General features: G+C 36.2%; 22 protein-coding genes and 1 riboswitch. Of the genes, 8 read left to right on the forward strand and 14 right to left on the reverse strand.

What is annotated here, in order from left to right:
• The first annotated feature begins 13 nt into the window (after nt 1-13).
• Nucleotides 14-1,540, forward strand: a complete 1,527-nt coding sequence (gene ahpF, locus AC1Q51_RS24270; protein ID WP_000599499.1) for an alkyl hydroperoxide reductase subunit F — start codon at nt 14-16, stop codon at nt 1,538-1,540.
• Between the two features lie 33 nt (nt 1,541-1,573).
• Here ahpF and AC1Q51_RS24275 read toward each other — a convergent pair whose 3' ends face one another.
• Together AC1Q51_RS24275 and AC1Q51_RS24280 are read right to left on the reverse strand one after the other, a co-directional pair.
• Nucleotides 1,574-2,179, reverse strand: a complete 606-nt coding sequence (locus tag AC1Q51_RS24275) for an SAM-dependent methyltransferase (RefSeq protein ID WP_001005626.1) — start codon at nt 2,177-2,179, stop codon at nt 1,574-1,576.
• Nucleotides 2,180-2,393: 214 nt separating this feature from the next.
• Nucleotides 2,394-3,509, reverse strand: coding sequence for a M20 peptidase aminoacylase family protein (locus tag AC1Q51_RS24280; protein ID WP_000853506.1), 1,116 nt, complete (start codon nt 3,507-3,509; stop codon nt 2,394-2,396).
• A gap of 293 nt (nt 3,510-3,802) precedes the next feature.
• Here AC1Q51_RS24280 and nhaC point away from each other — a divergent pair, with 293 nt between their 5' ends.
• Nucleotides 3,803-5,224 (forward strand): Na+/H+ antiporter NhaC, encoded by a 1,422-nt coding sequence (gene nhaC / locus AC1Q51_RS24285; RefSeq protein ID WP_000711502.1) that lies wholly within the window; start codon nt 3,803-3,805, stop codon nt 5,222-5,224.
• Here nhaC and AC1Q51_RS24290 read toward each other — a convergent pair.
• Nucleotides 5,213-6,484 carry a hypothetical protein gene (locus AC1Q51_RS24290; protein WP_043353419.1) on the reverse strand — a complete coding sequence of 424 codons (1,272 nt, stop codon included), beginning with the start codon at nt 6,482-6,484 and terminating at the stop codon, nt 5,213-5,215. The genes nhaC and AC1Q51_RS24290 overlap by 12 nt on opposite strands.
• Before the next feature lie 93 nt (nt 6,485-6,577).
• Here AC1Q51_RS24290 and AC1Q51_RS24295 point away from each other — a divergent pair, with 93 nt between their 5' ends.
• Together AC1Q51_RS24295 and AC1Q51_RS24300 are read left to right on the forward strand one after the other, a co-directional pair.
• On the forward strand, nt 6,578-7,687 hold the full coding sequence (locus AC1Q51_RS24295; RefSeq protein WP_016513317.1) for a mandelate racemase/muconate lactonizing enzyme family protein: 1,110 nt from the start codon (nt 6,578-6,580) through the stop codon (nt 7,685-7,687).
• 14 nt (nt 7,688-7,701) lie between these two features.
• Nucleotides 7,702-8,397 (forward strand): N-acetyltransferase, encoded by a 696-nt coding sequence (locus AC1Q51_RS24300; RefSeq protein ID WP_086387767.1) that lies wholly within the window; start codon nt 7,702-7,704, stop codon nt 8,395-8,397.
• 219 nt (nt 8,398-8,616) lie between these two features.
• On the opposite strand, the gene AC1Q51_RS24305 is transcribed toward AC1Q51_RS24300, so the two are convergent.
• The 6 genes from AC1Q51_RS24305 to rlmD all read right to left on the reverse strand — a co-directional run bounded on the left by AC1Q51_RS24305 (nt 8,617) and on the right by rlmD (nt 15,048).
• Nucleotides 8,617-9,324: a M48 family metallopeptidase gene (locus tag AC1Q51_RS24305; protein WP_000233763.1), complete on the reverse strand. Its 708-nt coding sequence runs from the start codon at nt 9,322-9,324 to the stop codon at nt 8,617-8,619.
• A gap of 95 nt (nt 9,325-9,419) precedes the next feature.
• Nucleotides 9,420-9,938, reverse strand: a complete 519-nt coding sequence (locus AC1Q51_RS24310; RefSeq protein WP_326318623.1) for a YehS family protein — start codon at nt 9,936-9,938, stop codon at nt 9,420-9,422.
• Between the two features lie 349 nt (nt 9,939-10,287).
• A complete protein-coding gene (locus tag AC1Q51_RS24315) occupies nt 10,288-10,842 on the reverse strand; it encodes a zinc ribbon domain-containing protein (protein ID WP_000995851.1) in 555 nt (184 codons plus the stop codon).
• 54 nt (nt 10,843-10,896) lie between these two features.
• Nucleotides 10,897-11,925 carry a hypothetical protein gene (locus AC1Q51_RS24320; RefSeq protein ID WP_000756602.1) on the reverse strand — a complete coding sequence of 343 codons (1,029 nt, stop codon included), beginning with the start codon at nt 11,923-11,925 and terminating at the stop codon, nt 10,897-10,899.
• Between the two features lie 595 nt (nt 11,926-12,520).
• A complete protein-coding gene (locus AC1Q51_RS24325; protein ID WP_016083712.1) occupies nt 12,521-13,510 on the reverse strand; it encodes a tRNA dihydrouridine synthase in 990 nt (329 codons plus the stop codon).
• Between the two features lie 161 nt (nt 13,511-13,671).
• Nucleotides 13,672-15,048 (reverse strand): 23S rRNA (uracil(1939)-C(5))-methyltransferase RlmD, encoded by a 1,377-nt coding sequence (rlmD, locus tag AC1Q51_RS24330; RefSeq protein WP_078401480.1) that lies wholly within the window; start codon nt 15,046-15,048, stop codon nt 13,672-13,674.
• Between the two features lie 121 nt (nt 15,049-15,169).
• Nucleotides 15,170-15,271: riboswitch (purine riboswitch) on the forward strand.
• A 202-nt stretch (nt 15,272-15,473) separates the two neighbouring features.
• On the opposite strand from rlmD, the gene AC1Q51_RS24335 reads away from it, so the two are divergent.
• Nucleotides 15,474-16,670: a NupC/NupG family nucleoside CNT transporter gene (locus tag AC1Q51_RS24335; RefSeq protein WP_001200494.1), complete on the forward strand. Its 1,197-nt coding sequence runs from the start codon at nt 15,474-15,476 to the stop codon at nt 16,668-16,670.
• Nucleotides 16,671-16,716: 46 nt separating this feature from the next.
• On the opposite strand, the gene AC1Q51_RS24340 is transcribed toward AC1Q51_RS24335, so the two are convergent.
• Entirely contained in the window at nt 16,717-17,424 is a 708-nt protein-coding gene (locus tag AC1Q51_RS24340) for a hypothetical protein (RefSeq protein WP_079245002.1), read from the reverse strand.
• Between the two features lie 216 nt (nt 17,425-17,640).
• On the opposite strand from AC1Q51_RS24340, the gene AC1Q51_RS24345 reads away from it, so the two are divergent.
• From AC1Q51_RS24345 to AC1Q51_RS24355, 3 genes are all read left to right on the forward strand, one after another.
• Complete coding sequence (locus AC1Q51_RS24345; protein ID WP_000643592.1) at nt 17,641-17,814, forward strand: hypothetical protein; 174 nt, start codon at nt 17,641-17,643, stop codon at nt 17,812-17,814.
• 147 nt (nt 17,815-17,961) lie between these two features.
• On the forward strand, nt 17,962-19,044 hold the full coding sequence (locus tag AC1Q51_RS24350) for a polysaccharide deacetylase family protein (protein WP_078401478.1): 1,083 nt from the start codon (nt 17,962-17,964) through the stop codon (nt 19,042-19,044).
• Nucleotides 19,045-19,160: 116 nt separating this feature from the next.
• A complete protein-coding gene (locus AC1Q51_RS24355) occupies nt 19,161-20,390 on the forward strand; it encodes an aminopeptidase (RefSeq protein ID WP_000007349.1) in 1,230 nt (409 codons plus the stop codon).
• Between the two features lie 45 nt (nt 20,391-20,435).
• On the opposite strand, the gene AC1Q51_RS24360 is transcribed toward AC1Q51_RS24355, so the two are convergent.
• The 4 genes from AC1Q51_RS24360 to AC1Q51_RS24375 form a co-directional block, all read right to left on the reverse strand.
• On the reverse strand, nt 20,436-20,927 hold the full coding sequence (locus AC1Q51_RS24360) for a DUF4352 domain-containing protein (protein ID WP_000915102.1): 492 nt from the start codon (nt 20,925-20,927) through the stop codon (nt 20,436-20,438).
• A gap of 132 nt (nt 20,928-21,059) precedes the next feature.
• Nucleotides 21,060-21,383, reverse strand: coding sequence for a DMT family transporter (locus AC1Q51_RS24365; protein ID WP_000263262.1), 324 nt, complete (start codon nt 21,381-21,383; stop codon nt 21,060-21,062).
• A 47-nt stretch (nt 21,384-21,430) separates the two neighbouring features.
• Nucleotides 21,431-22,882, reverse strand: coding sequence for an NADP-dependent succinate-semialdehyde dehydrogenase (gene gabD / locus AC1Q51_RS24370; RefSeq protein WP_090978174.1), 1,452 nt, complete (start codon nt 22,880-22,882; stop codon nt 21,431-21,433).
• Complete coding sequence (locus AC1Q51_RS24375) at nt 22,875-24,242, reverse strand: sigma-54 interaction domain-containing protein (RefSeq protein ID WP_053565389.1); 1,368 nt, start codon at nt 24,240-24,242, stop codon at nt 22,875-22,877. Before AC1Q51_RS24375 ends, gabD begins: the two co-directional genes overlap by 8 nt.
• Nucleotides 24,243-24,302 lie beyond the last annotated feature (60 nt).

Here is a 24,302-nt window from a genome sequence, read left to right on the forward strand (position 1 = left end):
GAGTTCGATCAAAATGATACTAGATGCAGATATAAAAACACAACTATCCCAATACCTTCAGTTAATGGAGAACGATATTTTACTTAAAGTAAGCGCAGGAGACGATAACGTATCTAAAGATATGTTAGCTCTAGTAGACGAATTAGCTACTATGTCATCTAAGATTACAGTAGAAAAAGTTGAATTAGAGAGAACACCAAGTTTTAGCGTAAACCGCCCTGGTGAAGACACTGGTGTCGTATTCGCTGGTATTCCATTAGGACACGAATTTACATCATTAGTGTTAGCTTTACTACAAGTAAGTGGACGCGCTCCAAAAATTGAACAAAAATTAATCGATCAAATTAAAAACATTCAAGGCGAATATCATTTTGAATCTTATATCAGCCTAAGTTGTCATAACTGTCCTGATGTTGTACAAGCTCTTAACGTAATGAGCGTTCTTAACTCTAGTATTACACATACTATGATTGACGGCGCTGCATTCAAAGAGGAAGTAGAAAGCAAAGACATCATGGCAGTACCAACTGTTTACCTAAACGGCGAATCTTTCGGAAGCGGTCGTATGACACTTGAAGAAATTTTAGCTAAAATGGGTAACGGTCCAGATGCATCAGAGCTTTCTGATAAAGATCCATACGATGTTCTTGTTGTTGGTGGCGGCCCTGCTGGTGCAAGTGCAGCAATTTACGCAGCACGTAAAGGCATCCGCACTGGTATCGTTGCTGAGCGCTTCGGTGGTCAAGTAATGGATACTATGGGCATTGAGAACTTCATCAGCGTGAAAAAGACTGAAGGTCCTAAGCTAGTAGCAAGCCTTGAAGAGCACGTAAAAGAATACGACATCGATGTAATGAATCTACAACGTGCGAAACGTTTAGAGAAAAAAGAACTTATTGAAGTGGAACTTGAAAACGGCGCCATTCTGAAAAGTAAGAGCGTAATCGTTTCTACAGGTGCTCGCTGGCGTAATGTTGGCGTACCAGGTGAAGCTGAGTTCAAAAATAAAGGTGTAGCATACTGCCCACACTGTGACGGTCCATTATTCACTGGAAAAGACGTAGCAGTTATCGGCGGAGGTAACTCTGGTATTGAAGCGGCTATCGACTTAGCAGGTATCGTTAAGCACGTAACTGTTCTTGAATTCATGCCAGAATTAAAAGCTGATGCTGTATTACAAGAGCGTCTTAACAGCTTACCAAACGTAACTGTTCTGAAAAACGTTCAAACGAAAGAAATCACTGGTACTGACAAAGTAAACGGTATTTCTTACATCGATCGTGAAACTGAAGAAGTTCATCACGTTGAATTACAAGGTGTATTCGTACAAATCGGTCTTGTTCCAAACACAGACTGGTTAGGCGAAACAGTTGAACGCGCTCGCGGTGAAATCGTAACAGACAAGCACGGCGCTACAAACGTACCAGGAGTGTTTGCTGCAGGTGACTGTACAAATAATCCGTACAAACAAATCATCATCTCTATGGGTTCAGGTGCAAACGCAGCTTTAGGTGCATTTGATTACTTAATCCGTAACTAATAAAAAAACAGGTGCCTTGGCACCTGTTTTTTATTACCCTAATGTATAAACTAAAAACCTCTCATTCCCATTCTTCTCATAAGCACCTGGCAATCTAACTTCTTTCTTCAGCTCAAACGCAGTCTGATTTTCTAAGAAGAAAATATAGTCCTCAGAAGGATAATATAAAATAATATCTACTTCTCTCCCCGTTTCTTCTACTGAAAGCAAAATGTTATTTACTACATTCATAAACACTTGTACAGAAAATGGATTAAAGAAATAAAACCTATTATCATGTGGATCAATCTCATATTCCTGCGCTAAACAACATTGGAATTGAATTTTCCCCTTACTGTTTCGTGCCTTTCGTGCATAACGATCTCGATTATCCATTGCTTCTTTATAAAACTCTTCATTCATTTCAATTCCAACTGCTGAAGCACCACATTTATGATGCATATAAAAGTTTAATCGCCCTTTTCCGCACCCAAAGTCTACAATTCGGTCGCTACTTCGTATCTCATATTGATTCAATAACTCATCTAACCCGCTATACGGCGTCGGTTCATAGCGGTGATAATGCATAGACTTGTTAAACCCTTTTTGCTCACCGACTGTTTTTATATGTAAAACTGCATCGTAATATTGTTCGTTCATTCGTTTTCTCCTATTAAAAAATGGTACTTATTATTATACACCATGTACTGGAGGCTCATTTTTCATCAAATTAATAGGTATGTGAAATTATATTAACGATTTTCTTAATATATCTATCGTAACTTCAAATATATCAACGATTTTCTCAATATATCTATCATAACTCAAAATATATCGATTTGCTGACAATTCACGACAAAAAAACAGGAGCTCTCTAGCCCCTGTCTTCTAACACTTTCAATACAGTTTGTTTCAATATTTCTACCCCATCCATAATACAACTATGATCGAACCTCATATACGGATGGTGTAATCCAGGTTGTAGATCTGCTCCTAGTCCAAGCATGACAGCTTTTAAATGTGGTCTTTTCACTGTATAGTAATGGAAATCATCACTTCCCGTCGTATAGAGAGGTCCCGTACATCTCTCTTCCCCATACGCTTCGAGAATACCTTTACGCATAAAGCGCTCTGCTTCTTCAGAAACCTCCGCTCCCGGTGCAAGATCCATCCATTCGTATGAAGTTTTTGATCCCATCGATGCAGCTGATTCTATTACATGCTCAATCTTTTTCTTTAATTCTTCTAATAGTATATTACTCTCTGCTCTTACATCTAAACTGAAATGACCATTTCCCGGAATAATATTTAAATTATCACCACCAGCTTGGCATCTCGTCATTTTTACTGAATAAGAACTTTGCGGTGACAGCCAAATATTTTTCAAACCGATATTAATCATGGAAATGACATCAATTGCATTCACACCTTGGTGTGGTCTTGCCCCGTGTGCATCCTCCCCATGAATCATACCCTCTAAAAATCCTGCTGCTCCATGGCGAATAGATGAGGCTGCTTGTTTCAAAGTTAGTTCTTCAATCGGTCTTAGATGGACACCAAATAAGAAATCAGCATCATCTACAGCACCTTTCTCCACCATCTTCAAAGCACCATTCCCCTTCTCTTCTGCCGGCTGAAAAATAAATCTAACCGTACCACTTTTCCATCTCATATTTTTCAATTGTAAAATAAGTCCCATTACAATAGTCATATGAGCATCATGACCACATGAATGGTTCGCTTTAAATTCTCCATCTACTTCTTGCCAAAGTGCATCCATATCAGCACGAATCGCAATAACTGGATTCCCGCCTCCAATCTCAGCAATTACACCTGGACAATCATCAAATGTTCTATATGAAATTCCTTCTTCTTTTAAAAAGTCAGTAATATACGCTGTCGTTTCATATTCTTTCCAACTTACTTCAGGGTTTTCGTGTAAATGCTGAAAAATCTCCGTTAAGCGCTCTTGTAGTTCTAATGTTTTCAACGTTCCAGTCTCCTTCCCACATTACAAACGATTCGGGTTAATTATACTTATGAAAAACAGATGTTTTTATGAACATATTGAATTTTAAGAAAAAAGTCAATTGTTTATTTTTAAATACTTAAAAAGCTTACTACTCACCTATATTACAAACTAAACAAACAACTAGAACATTCCTTATTTTCTGTTTTTTATGTTGACGCTTACATAAACTTTTAGTTATCATAACCTAATAAACGTCTATTTTACGACAATTCTAAAAATACAAACAAACATACGTAACAAGGAGGAACTTTATGAAAAAAGAAATACCTTTTGGAATAGCGATTATCCCTATTATCATTACCGTTGCAGTTATGATGATTACAATTGTTGTATTAAAACAAACCCCTCACGTTCCACTTATTATCGGTACAACCGTTGCTTCTATTGTCGCTTGGCGTTACGGTTACAAATGGAATGATCTTGAAGAAGCAATGTATAAAGGGATTCGTCTTGCATTACCTGCTATCGTCATTATTATTCTTGTTGGCTTAACAATTGGTGCTTGGATTGGCGGTGGAATCGTCGCAACGATGATTTATTACGGTTTAAAACTTTTAACTCCATCACTATTTTTAGTTTCCATTACCGTCATTTGTTCTATCGTTGCATTAGCAATTGGTAGCTCTTGGTCTACAATGGGAACAATTGGCGTTGCTGGAATGGGAATTGGCCTAAGTATGGGAATCCCAGCTCCAATGGTTGCTGGTGCCATTATTTCAGGCTCTTATTTTGGCGATAAAATGTCACCGCTTTCAGATACAACTAACTTAGCCGCAGGATTAACAAATACAGATTTATTCGCACACATTCGTCATATGTTATTTACTACAGTTCCAGGTTTAATTATTACTCTTATCGTCTACGCAGTCTTAGGAAGAAGCTTCGGCGCTAACAATATTGATGCGAAAAGCATCGATCAAACGTTACAAGTATTGCAACAAAACTTTGTTATCTCGCCTTTCCTACTCATTATACCCGTAGTCGTTATGGTATTGGTCGCTAAAAAAGTCCCTGCTATACCAGCGATTCTCGTCGGTATTATTTTAGGATTCTTATCACAAGTCTTTATTCAAGGTGGTTCTGTCTCAGCATCTGTCGGTGCACTCCAAGCTGGATTTGTTATAGACACTGGAAACAAGCTAGTAGACGAACTATTTAACCGCGGTGGCTTAGATTCGATGATGAATACAGTCTCTATGACAATTGTCGCTATGACTTTCGGAGGAGTATTAGAACATACAGGTATTCTTCGCTCAATTGTAAATCAAATTTTAAAGTTAGCGAAATCAGCAAAAGGGCTTATCGCTTCTACTATCGCATCTTGTTTTGCAACAAACCTTACTTGCTCTGAACAATATATTTCAATTGTTGTCCCTTCAAGAATGTACGCAAATGCATACACGGAAAAAGGACTACATTCAAAAAACTTATCCAGAGCATTAGAAGATGGTGGAACATTAACTTCTGTCTTCGTTCCTTGGAATACGTGCGGTGTATTTATTCTCGCAACACTTGGCGTAGGTGCATTTGAATATGCTCCTTATGCTATTTTGAATTTCATCGTACCTATTATCTCAATCATTTATGGTATAACAGGCTTCACAATTGTCAAACTATCAGACATTGAAAAAGCAGAACTACTAAAGAAACAAAAAGCTCAACTAGAAGCTTAAAAATAGCGGTAAATTCAGTTCATATAGTGCGCGAGGTCGCCCTTGTTGATAGGGCATTTCCTCCCCACAAATATGAGCATACCCGTAATCAACTAATTTCTTTAACAACCTTTCTGTCGATCTTCGAGTCACTTGTAAGTACTCAGAAAGGTCAGCTGCTGTAAACTTCAATGACGGGTGCGATTGACTAAATTGAATGATTTTTGACAAGTTGGCCGGACTAAGTTTTGTTTCCTTCGCTATTTTCATTAGTTCCGGATTATCATTTTTCAAACTTTGTACTCTCTGTTCTTTCGGGAACGGACCAAACAAATCTTTATCACTTGTTAGTATATAAAAACAACGATCTATTGGATTGTTCTTTGCAAAACTTTGAGCAATTTTTGCATTTTGCTCCGCTTCTTTCACGGTTTTCCCATAACCAAATCCAATAGCTATCGTTCCTTCTACGCTCGCAAACAAGTTATCTATCGCATTTGTTTTAATAATTGATTCGATATCACCACGAGTTGTATACAAAATGCATGTCAGTTCATCCACTTGTTTAAATGAACCACGTAGTTCTTTTGAAATCACATCTAGTTTTTCAAGCAAACTCGCTCGTAATTCTAAGGAAGAAATAATACAAGCACCAACAGTAGCTGAATAGCTTTTTGCTAACTCAGCTTTTATTTTTGCATCTTTTAGCCCATGTATAATGGATTGTGTTGGATCAATCATGCGCTCTGAAGGAACACCTATTTTTTGAAGCTCGTCGTAAACAGCGTGAATACTAGTTAAAGCTAAATGAGCTTCTCCACATTGATATTTAGCTACATGAAAATCGATAACTCTATTTATCTCATCTTTACTCCACAGCATATTTTCATAATCCAACACTTGTGGACTTTCTTTTATACCGATATCATGGAACACATTTGTAATAAACGAGCGGTCTACTAAATCGATGGAAATGTTATGTGGTTGAATACTTTGATGATACATGATAGAAAGAATTGAAGATGCGACAGTTGTCTCGTCTTGCTGTAAGTATGTACTTGGAATTCGTAATTGTTCTCTTATTTCTTTTGCCATATAATAAGGTAAAGCACCTGAGAAAAAGATGACATCACAAGGCTTTAGACACTTTAATAGTTCAGAAGATTCCGCTGGATGAAGGTAAATATATGGATCAATTTCTATTCCTTCTAATTTTTGAGCAATAGGAAAAAGGTTGTCCATAAATTCCTTTGAACCGACAACTGCAATTTTTATCATAATTTTCTCTAACTCCTTATCATTAATTAACGACTATTTAACGTCAACTATATCAAATGTATAAAACTATTGTAAACAGGAAGGGGTTTCTATTCAATGAAAATTACAGCTATTCATCTTTACGCAATTCGTTTACCGCTTCGCAATCCGTTTGTTATTAGTTATGGCTCTTATTCTGATATGCCCTCTATTATCGTCAAAATGGAAACAGATGAAGGTATTATCGGTTACGGTGAAGGCGTTGCTGATGATCACGTCACAGGTGAATCGTGGGAAAGTACTTTCCATACTTTAAAACATACGCTAGCCCCTGCTCTAATTGGGAAAAATCCAATGAATATCGAAAAAATACACGACATGATGGACAATACAATTTACGGTGTTCCAACAGCGAAAGCCGCAATTGATATTGCCTGTTTTGATATAATGGGCAAAAAACTAAATCAACCTGTATATCAATTAATTGGCGGGCGCTATCATGAAGAATTCCATGTCACTCACGTTTTAAGTATTGCCGATCCTGAAGATATGGCTGAAGAAGCTGCTTCTATGATTCAAAAAGGTTACCAATCTTTCAAAATGAAAGTTGGTACGAATGTAAAAGAAGATGTGAAACGTATTGAAGCTGTACGAGAACGTGTAGGAAATGACATCGCTATTCGCGTTGATGTAAACCAAGGCTGGAAAAATAGCGCAAACACATTAACAGCACTGCGTTCATTAGGACATTTAAACATTGACTGGATTGAACAACCTGTTATCGCGGACGATATTGATGCCATGGCTCATATCCGTTCTAAGACAGACCTCCCGCTTATGATTGATGAAGGACTAAAAAGTTCTCGTGAAATGCGCCAAATTATTAAATTAGAAGCTGCTGATAAAGTGAATATAAAACTAATGAAATGCGGTGGCATATATCCAGCTGTAAAGCTCGCTCATCAAGCTGAAATGGCCGGCATTGAATGCCAAGTGGGATCAATGGTCGAATCATCTGTTGCCTCTTCCGCAGGATTCCATGTCGCTTTCTCAAAGAAAATCATTACGAGCGTAGAGCTAACGGGACCATTAAAATTCACGAAAGACATCGGAAACTTACATTACGATATACCATTCATTCGCTTAAACGAAAAGCCCGGACTGGGCATTGAAATAAATGAAGATACACTACAAGAACTAACCGTCTTTCAAGACGTTGTACGCTAAAGGAGGACTATCATATGACGGTTCTATACGAAGGAACATTAAAACAAAATAACGAATCATTTCACGTTACATTACTATCACTAGAGCACATCGAACAAATTTTATCACTACAAAACATCGTAGTTGAAGCACTAGAAGATAAAAGTCGTTTACAACCACTCTCACAAGAAGAATTTCAATACATTCTAGAAGGAAACGGCATGATGATCGGTGCTTTTATCGAAAACAAACTCATCGCATTTCGCGCTCTACTCGTCCCTCCTATCGACGATGAACATTTAGGGCTTGATATTGGTCTATCAGAAAGTGAACTGCACCGCGTCATCTATCAAGAAATCTCAAACGTTCATCCGAACTGCCGAGGAAATGGGATGCAAAAAATATTAGCGAAAGTCATTATGGAAGAATTACAAAAAGAAGACAGCAAATATGATTACGTATGCTGCACCGTTGCTCCTTTTAACATTCCAAGTTTGAAGGATAAATTTGCGCAAGGGATGGAGATTGCTGCGCTGAAAGAGAAGTATGGTGGTAGTCCGCGGTATGTTTTTGTGAAGGAATTGCGCGAAGATAAAGAAAAAGATTGGATAGATGTTCAAAGTATTCTAATGAGTGATACTAGTGGACAGCAGGCTTTACTTTCGGAGGGGTATCGTGGGTATGAGATGGAGAAAACAGCAGATACTTTCATTGTGAAGTTTGGGCGATAATCTATATACTCGAAAAGAGGAGATGTCTGCTGTGACCTCTTCTCTTTTCGATTTGTTGAACAATCCTGTAGTAAATGAAATTATATCAACGATTTTTCGAATATATCTATCATAACTTACAATATATCAACGATTTTTAAAATATATCTATCAAAACTCACAATATATCAACGATTCGACAAGAAATATCGATTTACAGACAAAAATCGATATCCCTTCCTAAACCGTCATCTTCCAACTAGATAACGCTAACCAATTCTCCATTTCTTTAAAATCAGGCATTATCTTCCCGACAAGACGCCAAAAAGATCGATCATGATTTAAATGAACCATATGACACATTTCATGAACAACTACATAATCAATTACTCGCTGTGGTGCCATCGCTAGCTTCCAATTGAACGTTAGTTGTAAATTCGAATCGCAAGTACCCCAAGTACGACTACTATCTGTAATACGAATAGAACGTGGTTTTGTCTTAAAGTTACTTTGATGCACTTTAATGCTCTTCTCTACTAAAGTTTTACACTGCTTATAATAAAATCGTTTTAAAGCTTGCTGTATTTTCTCATCCTTTAGCTCTTTTACATAAATATGTAACTTATCCCCTTCAAAAATCGCATTGTCTTGCTCAATGCTTACATCTTGGGAAATCTGTATCGGATACGTATTCCCTAAATACAAAAAGCCTTCTCCTTGATCGTAATCCTTTTCCTGTGGTCCACGCGCTCGCTCCGCCATTTCCTTACGTGTTGTCTGAATCCAATCCCACTTTTCCTCTAGCAACTGGACTAAGTATTCAACAGGTGTCCCTTTCGGAGCCTGCACTTCCACATTTCCATACGAATCTACAAAAAGACGCACGGACTTTTTCTTCTTATAAGTTATATGAAAATTAATTGTCTCACCTAAATATGTATGTACCATTTCATCACCTAGCATAGTATTTTTACAAATAAAAAAGAGTAGGATACGAACATCCTACTCTACCTATTATATCATTTACTGCTTTAACGAACTCATTATCCTCTATACTTTACACCTAATCCCTTAATGAAATTCCTTGCGTATCTATCGCCGCACTCTTTGTAATTTTTATGACCTTTTTTTCTTAATAGAGCGCCTAACTCTCCTTTTGTTACCGTAACGCCTACGCTATCTAATATATCAAGTACATCCTCACTCGTTAAAGATAGTGCGATTTTCATTTTCTTTAGAAGAAGGTTATTGGCACTCTCCTTGCTCTGTACAGGTGCAGGCTGCCCTGGTTTCGGATCTTGCTTTCCTCTTTTTAAAGTAATAAATCCATTTAAAAATGCCTCTAACATCATCATATCGCATGTTTTTACGTACTCATCTTCAGCTACCTCATCATTTTCAGCTTCATGTTGCGGAGTTTTCTTTATTTTTGTAAGCATATCAACTACGTCTTCTTTCGTTACTTCCATCCCGCCAAGTTTAAAGATTTCTACCATATCTATATCTCTTATGTCTAAAGCGTATCGTACTCTTTTTAATATATCGTTGTTGCTCATTGCCATTGGGTTTCCTCCTGAAATGTTGATTATAGTAATGCTTTTAGCATGTGTAAATTAATGTCGTTAAGTTACTACTTTAACATTTTAGGGGGAGGTTTTGTAGTCTTAACCAAATTTATGATTATAGAGGCTATACTACAATCCAAGCAATAATTTGATTCTATAGAAGGGTTACGGTAACTTTTCGGTTCATTTTTTCTTAGTTCATTAGATCTACATTCTATTTTATATTTGTTAACTATAAAAGCAGTGCATTGATTCCTCAAATACACTGCTCGTCTCTTACATTGTTATATTTCTTCTATACAAACTAGAGTTTATGGGTTTCGATGAATTTTATCCATATAGGAGACTATTGCATATCATAAATTAGCCACTTTCCGTCAACTTTCTTCAAATCAATAGTAATATTGTCAGGATTAGGGCCGTATAAAGGTTTTGGAGAGATATCTATCGTAACTTTTAATTTTGCTCTATCTCCAACTTTTCTTTCTTCTATATTCAATATATCTATTGACGCATTTTTTGGAATTCCAATACGTTTTCCAGCTTCTACATCCCAAGGGAGACTCGGATGTATATACTCACCTGCTTTGTTTAAATCTCTTGATTCAAGAGCTTTAAAAAAGCCTTTTACTGTTTCTTGTGGACTATTATTTTGAATTAGAACGTTAACTAATATAACTATAAACACAATCCCAATTATCCACACGTACCAAGGAGATTTTTTTGCAATTCTTATTAATTTTATGTTTTTATCATTTCTATTTTGGGGCGTAATATCGTTATGGAATTCTCCATTATCAAATAGTTCTTCTGATTCATCCAAATTTATTCTCTCTGTACCACAACTAGTACAGTACTTATTTGTTTTCAATAATTTCTTATTACATGCTGTACAATTCATTATTTTATTTCTCCCTGCCCTATTATTAAAATCAAATCCCCAAAGTTTCACATATTAATTTTCTATTATTTTCAATTTTTTTGATGTAGTAGCATTAAAATTACCTGATGAATCCAATTCTGTATGATAAATGTACGTTTTGACTCTAAAATTTTTATGTGGAAACTTTTTATTTACAGCACTTACCACTAAATTGTTAATTTCATTTCCGATTTTCACAGCTTCTTCTACCGTAGACTTATTATCAACTCGAACTTTTATCGGAAAATCAGCTGTATAATACATATTTGGATTATCATACAGCGTTGCTTGAAATAAAAATGGGGCTAATCCGGTTTGTTCAATAAGTAAATCCTTCGTATCATAAACTTTTATATTTGCAATATTCTTTCCTACTTCCGATCCTGCCTCTGCATCAAAGGGTTCTAATTTCTCGTTAGCAACACTTGTTTCATTTCCTACCGCCTTACCCTTATAATTCATTTCAATAAATTTCACATTACCATCCCGGTCACAATCCAACCAAACAGTACCTTCTTTATTTTTGAAAGCCCCATCCACACTTACAGATATGCTACCGCCCCCAGTTCCTGAAAACTTCTCAATCTGCACACTTTCCGCATCATTTCCTCGAACATCATATTTTGCATACCCTTCCGCCTCAGTGCCTTCTGATTCAATTTTAGTACCTAACATAATATCAAGACCTAATAATTTGAAGGCATCCTTATACTTCAAATCTTTTGGCTCTAATAATTCAATCTTAATATGATTAATAATTTTCCCATCACTTTCAAATGTATATTTAGCATAATTATCTACATATAACCATCTAGTTTCCTCTTTTGTTCTTGGGGATGAAAGCGTTCTCTCTAAATCTTCAAGTCGATAAGTTTTTTTTAGGTACATTGCTATTCCACTTAAATTTGAAGTCGAAATATCATTGCTCTCATTCGTCATAATTTTCTTCTCATCTTGCTTAACATTTTGGCTTACTTCTTTTGTTGGTACTGATTCTGTTGATTTTTGACAACCCGATGTAATTAATCCTGCTGTAAGTAAAGCTATTAATACTTTCTTCATAATTTCCCTCCAATTAAAATAAAAAAATTCTGGTAGCTCCTATAAGAAAAAATCTTCAAATCAGAAGAAAATTCCACAGTACTCTAAAATTATTATCGAATATTTAAAAATAACTATTATTCAAAAGATCTTCATACCAATACTAAATAATTAACTTTATAAATTATGTCGAAAGAAGTCGAAAAACAATATTTTTATAATCGGAAATTCAGATTTATTTTTTCCTCTGTTAAATTAATTAATTTAAACATAAAATAGGACCTCCTTACATGCACTCTGCATGTAAGGAGGTCCTATTTAGATAAAAATCATACATTTTCTTAACTTGATGGCCATGCTCAAATAAAGAGATTTTTTATTTCTGTCTATTATTCAGATTACATTTCATACCTCGATAGAGCCTAATGTACTCTACTCCAGCTCTTGTCATTTTTCTCCTTACGAGTATTCGTTAGTTCATTATATTCTCAAAGACTTCTTTTTTCAGCAAGCAGACTGTATCAACAAAAAAAGTTACATTCACAAAAAAACTCAAAACTAAATAAAATAACTACCCACAAATTAATACAGTCCATTTTCCTCTATCTTCAGAGCGTTAAACCGTCTCACTATCCTGAGCCACACCAACACTATCCTCAAACCTATCCAACAAAGCACGCACCTCATCAGTAGATTTCGTACTCATCAATTGATTTCTCAATTCAGCAGCTCCAGGGAAGCCTTTTACATAAATTTTGAAGAAGCGGTGAAGCCCTGTGATTGAGCGTGGCAGTACTTCTGCGTATTGATCTTGTAAATCCAGCTGTAGTCTTAAAAGATCTAGATGTTCTTTACTGCTATGCTCTCTTGGCTCTTTTTCAAACGCAAATGGATTTTTGAAGATGCCTCGCCCGATCATTACGCCATCAATGCCGTATTTTTCAGCAAGTTCCAGCCCCATTTTACGATCAAGGATGTCTCCATTGATTGTTATTAACGTATTTGGTGCAATGCGGTCACGTAATTTTTTTATTTCCGGAATTAGTTCCCAATGCGCATCTACTTGGCTCATTTCCTCTCTTGTGCGTAAATGAATAGAAAGGTTTGCAATATCTTGTTTGAAAATGTGCGTTAACCAATCTTCCCACTCGCTTAACTCTTTAAAGCCAAGTCTTGTTTTTACGCTGACAGGTAGTCCGCCCGCTTTTGCTGCTTGGATAAGTTCTGCTGCAACGTCTGGACGTAGAATAAGACCACTGCCTTTTCCTCTTGATGCTACATTCGGTACTGGGCAACCCATATTAATATCGATGCCTTTAAATCCTAGTTCTGCCATACCGATACTCATTTGACGGAAGTATTCAGGATTATCTCCCCAAATATGTGCTACCATCGGTTGTTCATCTTCTGTAAAAATCAAACGGCCACGTACACTTTTCATACCTTCTGGATGGCAATAGCTATCCGAGTTTGTAAACTCTGTGAAGAATACGTCCGGACGACCTGCTTCACTTACTACGTGACGGAAAACAACGTCTGTCACATCTTCCATTGGTGCAAGTACGAAAAATGGTCGTGGTAATTCACGCCAAAAATTATCTATCATTTCAAATTCAAATCCTCTCACTATGAATACAATTTCAAAATCTCAATTTATAATTTGTGAAAATCAGCAATATTTATTTTAACTAAAATCGCTTATGAATGGTATTTTTGTAAACCAAAAAGCAGGTGGTATAGATTTTTTCTATATCAACTGCTTTCCTATTATACTAACTTAAGCCAAGCCACACACTCCACATGCGTCGTATGCGGGAACATATCAACAGGTTGTACTTCCTGTGTTTTATATCCACCTTCTTCTAGTACTTTTAAGTCACGTGCTAATGTTGCTGGGTTACACGATACGTATACGACGCGGTTTGGCTTCATGTCGATGATTGTGTTTAGTAATGCTTCGTCACAGCCTTTACGCGGTGGGTCTACGACCATTGTGTCGGCGATTACGCCTTCTTTGTACCATTTTGGAATGACTACTTCTGCTTCTCCTACGCCAAATTCAGCGTTTGTCATGTTGTTTAGTGCTGCGTTTCGGTTTGCGTCTTCGATTGCTTCTGGGACGATTTCAACGCCGTACACTTTTTTCGCTTTTTGCGCTAGGAATAACGAGATTGATCCGATTCCGCAATAGGCATCGATTACTGTTTCGTTACCATTTAATTTTGCGTATTCTAACGTTTTATCGTATAGCACTTTCGTTTGTTCTGGGTTTACTTGATAGAATGAACGTGCTGAAATCGCAAATTTAATGTCACCGATAAAGTCATAAATATATTCTGATCCGTATAGTACTGTAGTTTTGTCTCCGAAAATTACATTCGTACGCTTCGTATTTACGTTTTGAACAATCGATTTTACTTCTGGGAATTTCGCTGCAATTTCTTCAATGATTGCTTTTTTGTTCGGCAATTCTGCTGTACGCGTAATGAAGACAAGCATAATTTCCCCTGTTACTTGTCCGTAACGAGCCATTACGTGACGAAGTGTTCCTTTGTTACGCTCTTCGTTGTACGCATTGATACCGTGCTTTTCACAAATACGTTTTACTTCTTGAATTAATGTATCGTTTTCTTCTGCCTGAATTAAGCATGATTCCATATTAATGATGTCATGCGTTCCTTGGCGATAGAAACCAGCTACAAGTCCGCCTTCACGTTCTCCGATTGGTACTTGTGCTTTATTGCGATATACCCACGGGTTCTTCATGCCAAGTACAGGATGAACAGGAACATCACCTAGTCCTCCGATACGCTGCATAACGTCACGTACTTGTTTTTCTTTCGCTTGTAACTGTCCTTCATAAGTTAAATGCTGAAGCTGACAACCGCCGCACTGGTTATATACTGGGCATTCTGCATCTTTACGATATGGACTTTCTGTATGAAGCTTCATTAAACGACCAAATGCGAAGTTTTTCTTCACTTTAATAATTTTAATTTGCGCTTCTTCACCTGGTAATCCGTTTTTAACGAAAATAGGATAGCCCTTTACTTTCGCAACACCGGCACCATCATGTGTTAAATCTTCAAATACTACATCTATAAACTCGTTTTTCTCAACTGGTGGCGTCATTTTAGTACTCATTTTCCGACCTCTCTTTTTCATAACACTGCGTTACATTTTATCATACTTATATGGTCTTTTTCTATTGGAAGAAAAAAAGCTATTGACGATAGTTCTCTGTTAATGTTACGCTACTACTAATTTAATACGGACGATGTTACCTCATATATACTTGATAATATGGATCGAGAGTTTCTACCCGGCAACCTTAAATTGCTGGACTATGGGGAAAACTAATGAATATTAGCCTATGCGCAAAAAAGGACTCATATTGATTAGCTTTCTCTCATAGATGAAAGTGAATCCATATGGGTCTTTTTTTATTTTTATTTTTCTAAAAGGTCAGACATCTTACGTATGACATAAAACCTCGTTCTTTTATTTTTAGTAATATAACGAGCGTTTTATGTACAAACTTTATACGAACTTCTGAAAGGGGCAACTACATGCAATATGTAATGAGCATTATCGGTATTCTTGCCGTGTTAGGTTTATGTTTTGCTTTGTCAAACAACAAAAGTAAAATCAACTTCCGTGCAATTGCAATTATGATTGGTTTCCAAATTTTAATCGGTTGGTTTATGTTTGCTACAAAGGTTGGTCAACAAATCATTATTTTCATTAGTAAAGTTTTCAACAAACTAATTAAACTTGGTACGACAGGTGTCGATTTTCTCTTTAATGGAATTCACAGAGATTTTGTCTTTTTCTTAAACGTATTATTAATTATCGTATTTTTCTCAGCACTACTTTCAATCTTTAGTTATTTAGGTGTTTTACCATTCATCGTTCGCGTTGTCGGCGGTGCTATTTCAAAAATTACTGGTTTACCACGCGTTGAATCATTCCACGCAGTAAACTCTGTATTCTTCGGTTCAAGTGAAGCGTTAATCGTTATTAAAAACGATTTACAGCATTTCAATAAAAATCGTATGTTTATCATTTGTTGTTCTGCGATGAGCTCCGTTTCTGCTTCTGTTACAGCATCATACGTAATGATGTTAGATGCAAAATACGTACTAGCAGCTCTTCCGCTAAATTTATTCTCAAGCTTAATCGTTTGTTCGTTATTAACACCAGTTGATACGAAAAAAGAAGATGAAGTGATTCAGAAATTTGATAGAACTCTATTCGGAGACAGCTTTATCGGCGCAATGATTAACGGTGCACTTGATGGTTTAAAAGTCGCTGGTATCGTTGCCGCATTAATGATCGCCTTTATCGGTGTGATGGAAGTTGTAAACTACGTAATTAGTGCAGCTTCAGGCGCAATGGGACATGCTGTTACTTTACAACAAATCTTCGGTTACGTACTTTCTCCATTCGCATTCTTAATGGGTATTCCAACTCAAGATATTATCCCAGCTGGTGGTATTATGGGTACGAAGATTGTTTTAAATGAGTTTGTAGCAATCCTTGATTTAAAAGACACAGCTACAACATTAGCTCCACGTACAGTTGGAATCGTTACAGTATTCTTAATTAGCTTCGCAAGTATTAGCCAAATTGGTGCAATCGTTGGTACAATCCGTGCCCTTTCTGAAAAACAAGGAAGCGTCGTTTCTAAATTTGGTTGGAAAATGCTATTTGCATCAACACTTGCTTCTATTTTATCTGCGACAATCGCTGGATTGTTTATTTAATAAAAAACCACCTTACTTTAACAAGTAAGGTGATTTTTTTGATTCTTTATGAAACCGAACGGAATTCGACTACTTCCTCGTTACTAATAAGTTTTCCTTCGTGTATGCCTTTTACTGAAATAACCATAACAGATTTATCTTCTCCTTCAAGCTTTCCTAAAGAGAATAAATAGATTAAATTTTCTTTTTGTAACATCCATTGTTTGCCATTTACTCGACCTAATATTCTTTTTTCTGAAGATGGCTTTATTTCTCCAACATACTGACATTCTCCAAAAGAAGTTTTTATTATATTCTTCTCTGTATCAATTACTAGATGCTGGAATAGTTCTAGGTTTCTACTTGAAACAATTTCAATTTCATGGTTACTTTTTTGCTTAAATTGAAGTTTTCCATCACTTGTATTAGATAAACTACTATTCTCAACGGCGTTTCTAAAAAAGTTATATTCTTCTTCTGTAATACCAAAGTTAGGATGATACGGCTTCACCTGTTTATCTATATGCCCTGATATGTAGTTTACGTACCACTCTTTATCATTCTTCACATGATCACTCATCTTTTTAGTAATAACCTCTACTTTTTTACGTGTATCACGATCCATCTCTAGTGTCATGATATCCGCCGTCACTTCCGCATTCATAAGATGCGATGGAATATACTCTTCCACACTATTCGCTTTACTCACTTCACTTTGGCAACCAACTATAAATAGTGATATGAAAAAGATATATATTATTTTTTTATATTTCATTTCTATTCTCCACTCCATACATTATTCTTACTTAGTTTTATAGCGGGTTTTATTATAGTATAAAATCTTTATATTTTAATAAAATCCATATCTGTATGCAAAATTGCATATCAATAAGTCTTCTTCTTACTTTAAAATTAGCTTAAATTACTTTCCAAATTATACAAATAACAAGTTTAAAATGTTATAATTTTCAAAAAAACATCGGAGGATATTATGAAAGCCCACGCAATTTTCGATTTCTTACATTTACTAGTCTTAACGCTGAAAAGCTATTATGTATGGGGAATGCCTATCTATGTCTTCATTATTCCTCTTATCTTTGTAGTCGGTTATATCATTATTAATTCTAATAAGAAACAAAAAAATACATCTATTCAAAGTCACTAATCTATTACCTTAATAGCCTCCTAAAAATCATATTCCCCTCATTTTCTTCAAATGATATGATGAACAAGGGTATATCCCCACCACTCTTATAGCGGTGGGGATTTTAATGTCAATATGCAACATACTACACAATAGAAGGTGATTTTCATGAGAAAATACGCAGCAATTGCTTTATGTACGTCTGCCATTCTAGCAGGCTGTAATACTAACAATGTAAGTCTAGAACCTAAAAAAGAGAAAACGGCTCAAGGGATTAAGAAACAAGAAGAGACTGTGCAAAAACAAGGTAAAATCTCATATAATGCAGTTACACACGAATCTACAAACACAAGTATTCATATTACAGACATAAAAGATTCTTTAAATGAAGTACAATATAAAATTTGGCGCACAGCTGATGGCAAGGAAAGTGCTAAATCTTTTTCTTCTAAAGAAAAAGAGAAGCAATTCACACTTCCTTTTGATATAAAGGAATTTGAAGGAAAACGCGGTGAGTTCCAAATTGAAGCAACAGGAATGAAAGAAGATGGGAAAACAATCCCGCTTACGAAATCTACTATTACTTTCGAACAAAAGGTTCCTGTTCTTATGTATCACGCAATTGATGATTATCATGGTCAAGGTATTAAAGACTTATTCGTATCACCAGCTAACTTTGAAGCACAAATGAAACATTTAAAGGACAATGGTTATACGCTGTTAACGTTTGAACGCTGGGGCGATATAAATAAAGTAAATAAGCCGATTTTCGTTACATTTGATGACGGTATGAAAAATAATATGAATGCATTTCGCGTTTTACAAAAGCTAAAAGATGATACTTTTAAACCGGCAGCAACAGAATATATGATTGTTGATAACGTTGATGTAGAAGGAGCATTGTCTACTTCTGAAATAAAAGAAATGGTTGATTCCGGCATTTTCTCGGTGCAATCTCATACTGCAACACATGCAGACTTACCGAAAATTACAAACTATGAGGAAGAGTTAAAAGGTTCAAAAGAAAAACTAGAAAAAATAACAGGTAAGCCTGTTATCGCGATTGCTTATCCATTCGGTCATGTAGATGATAAGGTTGTTACAGAAACGAAGAAGTATTATCAATTTGCGACGACGACAAAGCCTGGGCAATTCATTACGAAGGGTGAACCTGATGAATTGTTAAAGATGAAGCGCGTTCGTATACACCATACAACGACTGTAGAGCAGTTTGCTTCTTCAATTAAGTAAATATAAGGGCTCAATACATTTTGAGCTCTCTTTTTACTTTATATTTATATATATTTTTAGAATTTTCTTGTATTATATATAGTAAGAAATCTTTCAAATTAAAGGAGATTATACATATGTCATTTGAACAAACGTTAGAGAAATATGCTGCTCTTGCAGTTAATGTTGGTGTTAATATTCAACCTGGACAAACTTTATCAATTAGTGCACCTCTTGAAGCTGTACAATTTGTACGCCTCGTTACAGAAAAAGCATATAAATCTGGTGCAAAACACGTATATGTAGATTGGAATGATGAGACGTTAACACGCTTAAAGTTCGATCTAGCTCCTGAAGAAGCTTTCGCTGAATTTCCATCTTGGAAAGCACATGCTCGTGAAGAATTAGCAAAAGAAGGCGCTGCATTTATGTCTATCTATGCAGAAAACCCTGATTTATTAAAAGGTGTAGAAGCATCGCGTATTGCAACAGCTCATAAAGTAGCTGGAGAAGCAATGAAAGTATACCGTGATTACGTACAAGCAGATAAAGTAAGTTGGTGTGTCATTTCTGTTCCTACGAAAGAATGGGCTGCGAAAGTATTCCCTGACGTAGCGCCAGAAGAACAAGAAGCAAAGTTATGGGATGCTATTTTCAAAGCTACTCGTGCTGATTTAGAAAATCCTGTAGAAGCATGGAAAGAACATGATGAAACATTACATACAAAAGTGGATTACTTAAACGAAAAGCATTATAAAGCTCTTCACTATACAGGTCCTGGAACAGATTTAACAATCGAACTTCCAGAAAAACATGTATGGGCTGGTGCTGGTAGCTTAAATGAAAAGAACGTACCATTTATGGCTAATATTCCAACTGAAGAAGTATTTACAATGCCACTTAAAACAGGTGTAAACGGCCAAGTTTCTAGTACAAAACCGTTAGTATTTGCAGGTAATATTATCGATAATTTCACGTTAACATTTGAAAACGGGCGTATCGTAGACTATAAAGCTGAAGCTGGTGAAGAAGCTTTAAAACATTTAGTAGAAACAGATGAAGGTTCTCACTTCTTAGGAGAAGTAGCTTTAGTACCTCATGACTCACCAATTTCAAACACAAATGTTTTATTCTACAATACACTATTTGACGAAAATGCATCTTGCCACCTTGCAATCGGAAATGCTTATGCATTTAACTTAGTTGGCGGAAAAACAATGTCTAAAGAAGAACTTGCTGAAAACGGCGCAAACGCTAGTATCACACACAACGACTTCATGATTGGATCAGCTGAGCTTGATATTGACGGTATTACTGCTGATGGCAGACATGAGCCTATCTTCCGTAAAGGTAACTGGGCGTTTTAAATTTATTACCATAAAGAAACACATTGGATAATCCAATGTGTTTCTTTATTTATTTGGTTTCAATTCAAATTTTATCGTTCTATTTTCATGCGTAAACTCCGGTCTATATGTAGCGATATACGTATTTTCTTTCGCTACGTCAAATAGCATGATATCTTGAATTTTTTCATCTGGTGCTAACTTTTTACTAATAAAGCTATCAGGGTTATTATATTCTTTAAATCTTGTACCTTTCTTATCGGTAATCTCAAATTCATAAAATGCAAAAGGTATTTCCTTTTTACTATTATTTTCCACTTTGAAAATAACCCCCAAAATCTCTTCTTTCTTTTTATCCTCATCATAATCCGGATATCCTAATTCAACTGAATCGATAGTTACTTGCAAACCATCTACGTCTACTGTCTCCCCTATTTTATACACTTTATCTTGAACATCTTCTTGTTTACTTTCATTACTATCTTTAGTCTCAGTGCAAGCACTTAAACTAAAAGCTATGCCAAAAATTAAAACAATTTGACTCACCTTTTTTAACATACTCTTTCCTCCACATAAGACAATATTTCATATGTATCATAACAAAACGCTTTACTCTTTCTTGTCATATTTTGTCGTATTAATTGCTAACTGCACAAATAGAAAAAAGCTATCTTCTACAAAAGATAGCTTTCATGATGCCGATGAAACCTTAAGCCCAATGACACCCAAAACAATAAAGAGAATACAAAATGCTTGGAATAAGCTAATATGCTCTTTAAAAAAGTACACACTAATGATTGTAATAAGTAACGTTCCAACGCCAGACCAAATGGCATAAGCAATACTTAAATGAATCTTTTTAACGACGATAGCAAACACGCTGAAACAAATTCCATAAAATACGAAAATAAGTACACTTGGAACGAGCTTTGTTAAACCATTTGATAGTTTCATTGCGATTGTTCCAGCTACTTCAAAAATAATTGTAACAAGTAATAATAGCCAATATACCATACTAGAATCTCCTTCTCTGTTACCTTATAGAGATTCTAGTATACTACTTATAGTCCTAATGAAATATATTTAATTTCTAAATATTCCTCGATGCCGAAATGGCCTCCTTCACGGCCGATACCACTTTCTTTAAATCCACCGAATGGTGCTTGTGCAACTGATGGAAGACCATCGTTTAGACCAATAATACCGTACTCTAGCGCTTCACTAATTTGGAATGCTTGGCTAATGTCTTTCGTGAAAATATACGCAGCTAAACCGTATGGTGTATTATTTGCACGTTCAATTACTTCATCAACTGTTTTAAATTTCGCAACTGGTGCCACTGGCCCAAATGTTTCTTCATTCATACAAAGCATCGTATCATTTGCCAACCCAATTACAGTCGGTTGAATGAAATGTCCCTCTAACTCTGCGACCTTTTGACCACCATATAAAACTGTTCCACCTTTTTGAATAGCATCTTCAATATGTTCTTGTACTTTTGAAACTGCATTCTCATCAATAAGTGGCCCGACAGTCGTTCCGTCACCGAAACCGTCTCCTACTTTCAACTGCCCTACTGCCTTTTGGAACTTCTCTACAAATACTTCGTATACTTCTTCTTGAACGAATACTCGGTTTGTACATATACACGTTTGTCCTGCATTACGGAATTTCGAACCAATCACCGCTTCTACTGCTTTATCTAAATCTGCATCATTCATTACGATAAACGGAGCGTGTCCCCCTAACTCAAGCGAAACTTTTTTCATCGTTTGCGCCGCACTAGCCATTAACTCTTTCCCGATTTCCGTTGACCCTGTAAAGGACACTTTTCGAACGCGACCATCTTCCATCCATGTATCAGCAATTGCTTTTGCACTACCTGTTACGATATTGATTACGCCCTTTGGAATATCTGCTTCATGGGCTAATTCAGCTAATTTCAATGCAGTTAATGGCGTTTGACTTGCTGGTTTCACAACGGCTGTACAGCCTGCTGCAAGCGCTGGGGCTACCTTTCTCGTAATCATAGCAGCTGGGAAGTTCCAAGGTGTAATAGCTGCCATAACGCCAACTGGTTGCTTCATAACTAAAATGCGCTTATTCGGATGAGAAGCAGGAATCATTTCACCGTATACGCGTTTCCCCTCTTCTGCATACCATTCAACAAAACTGTTTGCATAATTTACTTCACCAAGCGCTTCTGCAAACGGCTTTCCTTGTTCCTTCGTCATAACCGCTGCGATCTCTTCTTTATTTTCATCAATAAGCGTAAACCACTTTTTTAACTTCGTGGCACGATCTGCTGCCGTTAACTTAGACCACGTTTTAAAAGCTTCATGCGCAGCATCAACAGCTTGCTTTGCCTCTGTTACTCCGCCTTTTGGTACAGTTGCAAATATTTCCTTCGTCGCAGGATTATTTACTTCAATTTGTTCTTGTAGTGTAATCCACTCACCATTTATATACATCGCCTTTTTATCTATACTTACGAAAGTCGCCTTTTTATCCAATATTTTCTTCCTCCTCTATGAACTTCTTAATTTTCCTAGTAGCAGCAGATTGACTAATTTGCAAAAACTCAGCCACTTTATAACTTGATCCATACGTTTTATACGCTTTAAGAATAATATTTCTCTCTACCTCTTCCAGCATTTTATAAAGGCTTTGCCCCGATTGTTCAACTGCAGCCTCTTGCATAGAGAGTGGCAAATCCTCTACCGTTACAACATCATCGACAGTAATAACAATTCTCTCAATTACATTCTCTATCTCTCTATTGTTTCCTTCCCACGGATATCCGACAAACATTTGTAATGTACCCGGTGCTAGTTTCACATCACGTCCGTACTTTTTATTAAAGTGCTGCAAGTAATGATAAATAAGCGGTAAAATATCTTCTGTTCTTTCCCTAAGCGGGGGAATTGCAATTGGAATGACATTCAGACGATAGTATAAATCTTTCCGAAATGTTCCTTGTTTCACCATCTCGCTTAAATCTCTATTTGTTGCCGCCACAATTCGAACATCTACTTTTTTTAATTCTCTTCCGCCTATAGGACGAAATGTTTTTTCTTGCAATACTTGCAAAAGCTTCGCTTGAATTTCAATCGGCATTTCACCGATTTCATCTAAAAAAAGAGTTCCTTTATGCGCGGATTCTAATAGTCCCTTTTTCCCTTCACGATTCGCACCTGTAAAAGATCCACCTGAATATCCAAAGAGCTCCGATTCAATTAAATTAGTTGGCAATGCCGCACAATTAATTTCATAGAAACTTTCATTCTTACGGTGACTCACTTCATGTAAATGGCGTACTAATCGGCTTTTTCCTACTCCAGTCTCGCCTAAAACGAGAACAGTACTATCCACTACAGATACTTTTTTGATTGTATCGACTATTTTTTGCATAGCTAGACTTTTAAAAATAAGTCCTTCATGCTCATATGTTTCTCTTAATTCTTTTTTATATGTTTTTAGCTGATTATCCATTTCCTCTACCTTTTGACGTAATTGATAGAGTTCAGTAAGGTCGCGAGAATAACTAATCACTCTTCTTAAATTTCCCTCATCATCAAAAACAGGCCTTGTACGAACGTGTAAATACTCTCCTGATTTTGTAGTTTGAACGAGTTCAATTGGCCTCTTTTTTTCAATCACTTCTAATGTCGCTGATGGATAAAAGATTCCATCCTTTTGTAGTTCTTTTACATGCTTACCAACTAACTCTTCTGCAGCTAGTTGGTAGTGCCTTTCACATGTACTATTTACACGCACAACGATCCCTTGCTCATCTGTAACAAAAATTTCGTCAAACGCATATTCAAATACATCTTTTAAATCCATTAACACTCGTTCCTTTTCTGCAACCATCCTAGCCACCCCTAACTTCAAATCCATCGATCCACTTCACTATCTTTATTATAAAGCGAA

It is taken from the genome of Bacillus sp. MT94, from assembly GCF_058792475.1.

What these genes read in the sequence shown, in the direction of transcription:
- ahpF (WP_000599499.1), top strand. Translation starts at nt 14, where the DNA reads ATGATACTAGATGCAGATATAAAAACACAACTATCCCAATACCTTCAG.
- AC1Q51_RS24275 (WP_001005626.1), bottom strand. Translation starts at nt 2,179, where the DNA reads ATGAACGAACAATATTACGATGCAGTTTTACATATAAAAACAGTCGGT.
- nhaC (WP_000711502.1), top strand. Translation starts at nt 3,803, where the DNA reads ATGAAAAAAGAAATACCTTTTGGAATAGCGATTATCCCTATTATCATT.
- AC1Q51_RS24295 (WP_016513317.1), top strand. Translation starts at nt 6,578, where the DNA reads ATGAAAATTACAGCTATTCATCTTTACGCAATTCGTTTACCGCTTCGC.
- AC1Q51_RS24300 (WP_086387767.1), top strand. Translation starts at nt 7,702, where the DNA reads ATGACGGTTCTATACGAAGGAACATTAAAACAAAATAACGAATCATTT.
- AC1Q51_RS24305 (WP_000233763.1), bottom strand. Translation starts at nt 9,324, where the DNA reads ATGGTACATACATATTTAGGTGAGACAATTAATTTTCATATAACTTAT.
- AC1Q51_RS24310 (WP_326318623.1), bottom strand. Translation starts at nt 9,938, where the DNA reads ATGGCAATGAGCAACAACGATATATTAAAAAGAGTACGATACGCTTTA.
- AC1Q51_RS24315 (WP_000995851.1), bottom strand. Translation starts at nt 10,842, where the DNA reads ATGAATTGTACAGCATGTAATAAGAAATTATTGAAAACAAATAAGTAC.
- AC1Q51_RS24320 (WP_000756602.1), bottom strand. Translation starts at nt 11,925, where the DNA reads ATGAAGAAAGTATTAATAGCTTTACTTACAGCAGGATTAATTACATCG.
- AC1Q51_RS24325 (WP_016083712.1), bottom strand. Translation starts at nt 13,510, where the DNA reads ATGATAGATAATTTTTGGCGTGAATTACCACGACCATTTTTCGTACTT.
- rlmD (WP_078401480.1), bottom strand. Translation starts at nt 15,048, where the DNA reads ATGAGTACTAAAATGACGCCACCAGTTGAGAAAAACGAGTTTATAGAT.
- AC1Q51_RS24335 (WP_001200494.1), top strand. Translation starts at nt 15,474, where the DNA reads ATGCAATATGTAATGAGCATTATCGGTATTCTTGCCGTGTTAGGTTTA.
- AC1Q51_RS24340 (WP_079245002.1), bottom strand. Translation starts at nt 17,424, where the DNA reads ATGAAATATAAAAAAATAATATATATCTTTTTCATATCACTATTTATA.
- AC1Q51_RS24345 (WP_000643592.1), top strand. Translation starts at nt 17,641, where the DNA reads ATGAAAGCCCACGCAATTTTCGATTTCTTACATTTACTAGTCTTAACG.
- AC1Q51_RS24350 (WP_078401478.1), top strand. Translation starts at nt 17,962, where the DNA reads ATGAGAAAATACGCAGCAATTGCTTTATGTACGTCTGCCATTCTAGCA.
- AC1Q51_RS24355 (WP_000007349.1), top strand. Translation starts at nt 19,161, where the DNA reads ATGTCATTTGAACAAACGTTAGAGAAATATGCTGCTCTTGCAGTTAAT.
- AC1Q51_RS24360 (WP_000915102.1), bottom strand. Translation starts at nt 20,927, where the DNA reads ATGTTAAAAAAGGTGAGTCAAATTGTTTTAATTTTTGGCATAGCTTTT.
- AC1Q51_RS24365 (WP_000263262.1), bottom strand. Translation starts at nt 21,383, where the DNA reads ATGGTATATTGGCTATTATTACTTGTTACAATTATTTTTGAAGTAGCT.
- AC1Q51_RS24375 (WP_053565389.1), bottom strand. Translation starts at nt 24,242, where the DNA reads ATGGTTGCAGAAAAGGAACGAGTGTTAATGGATTTAAAAGATGTATTT.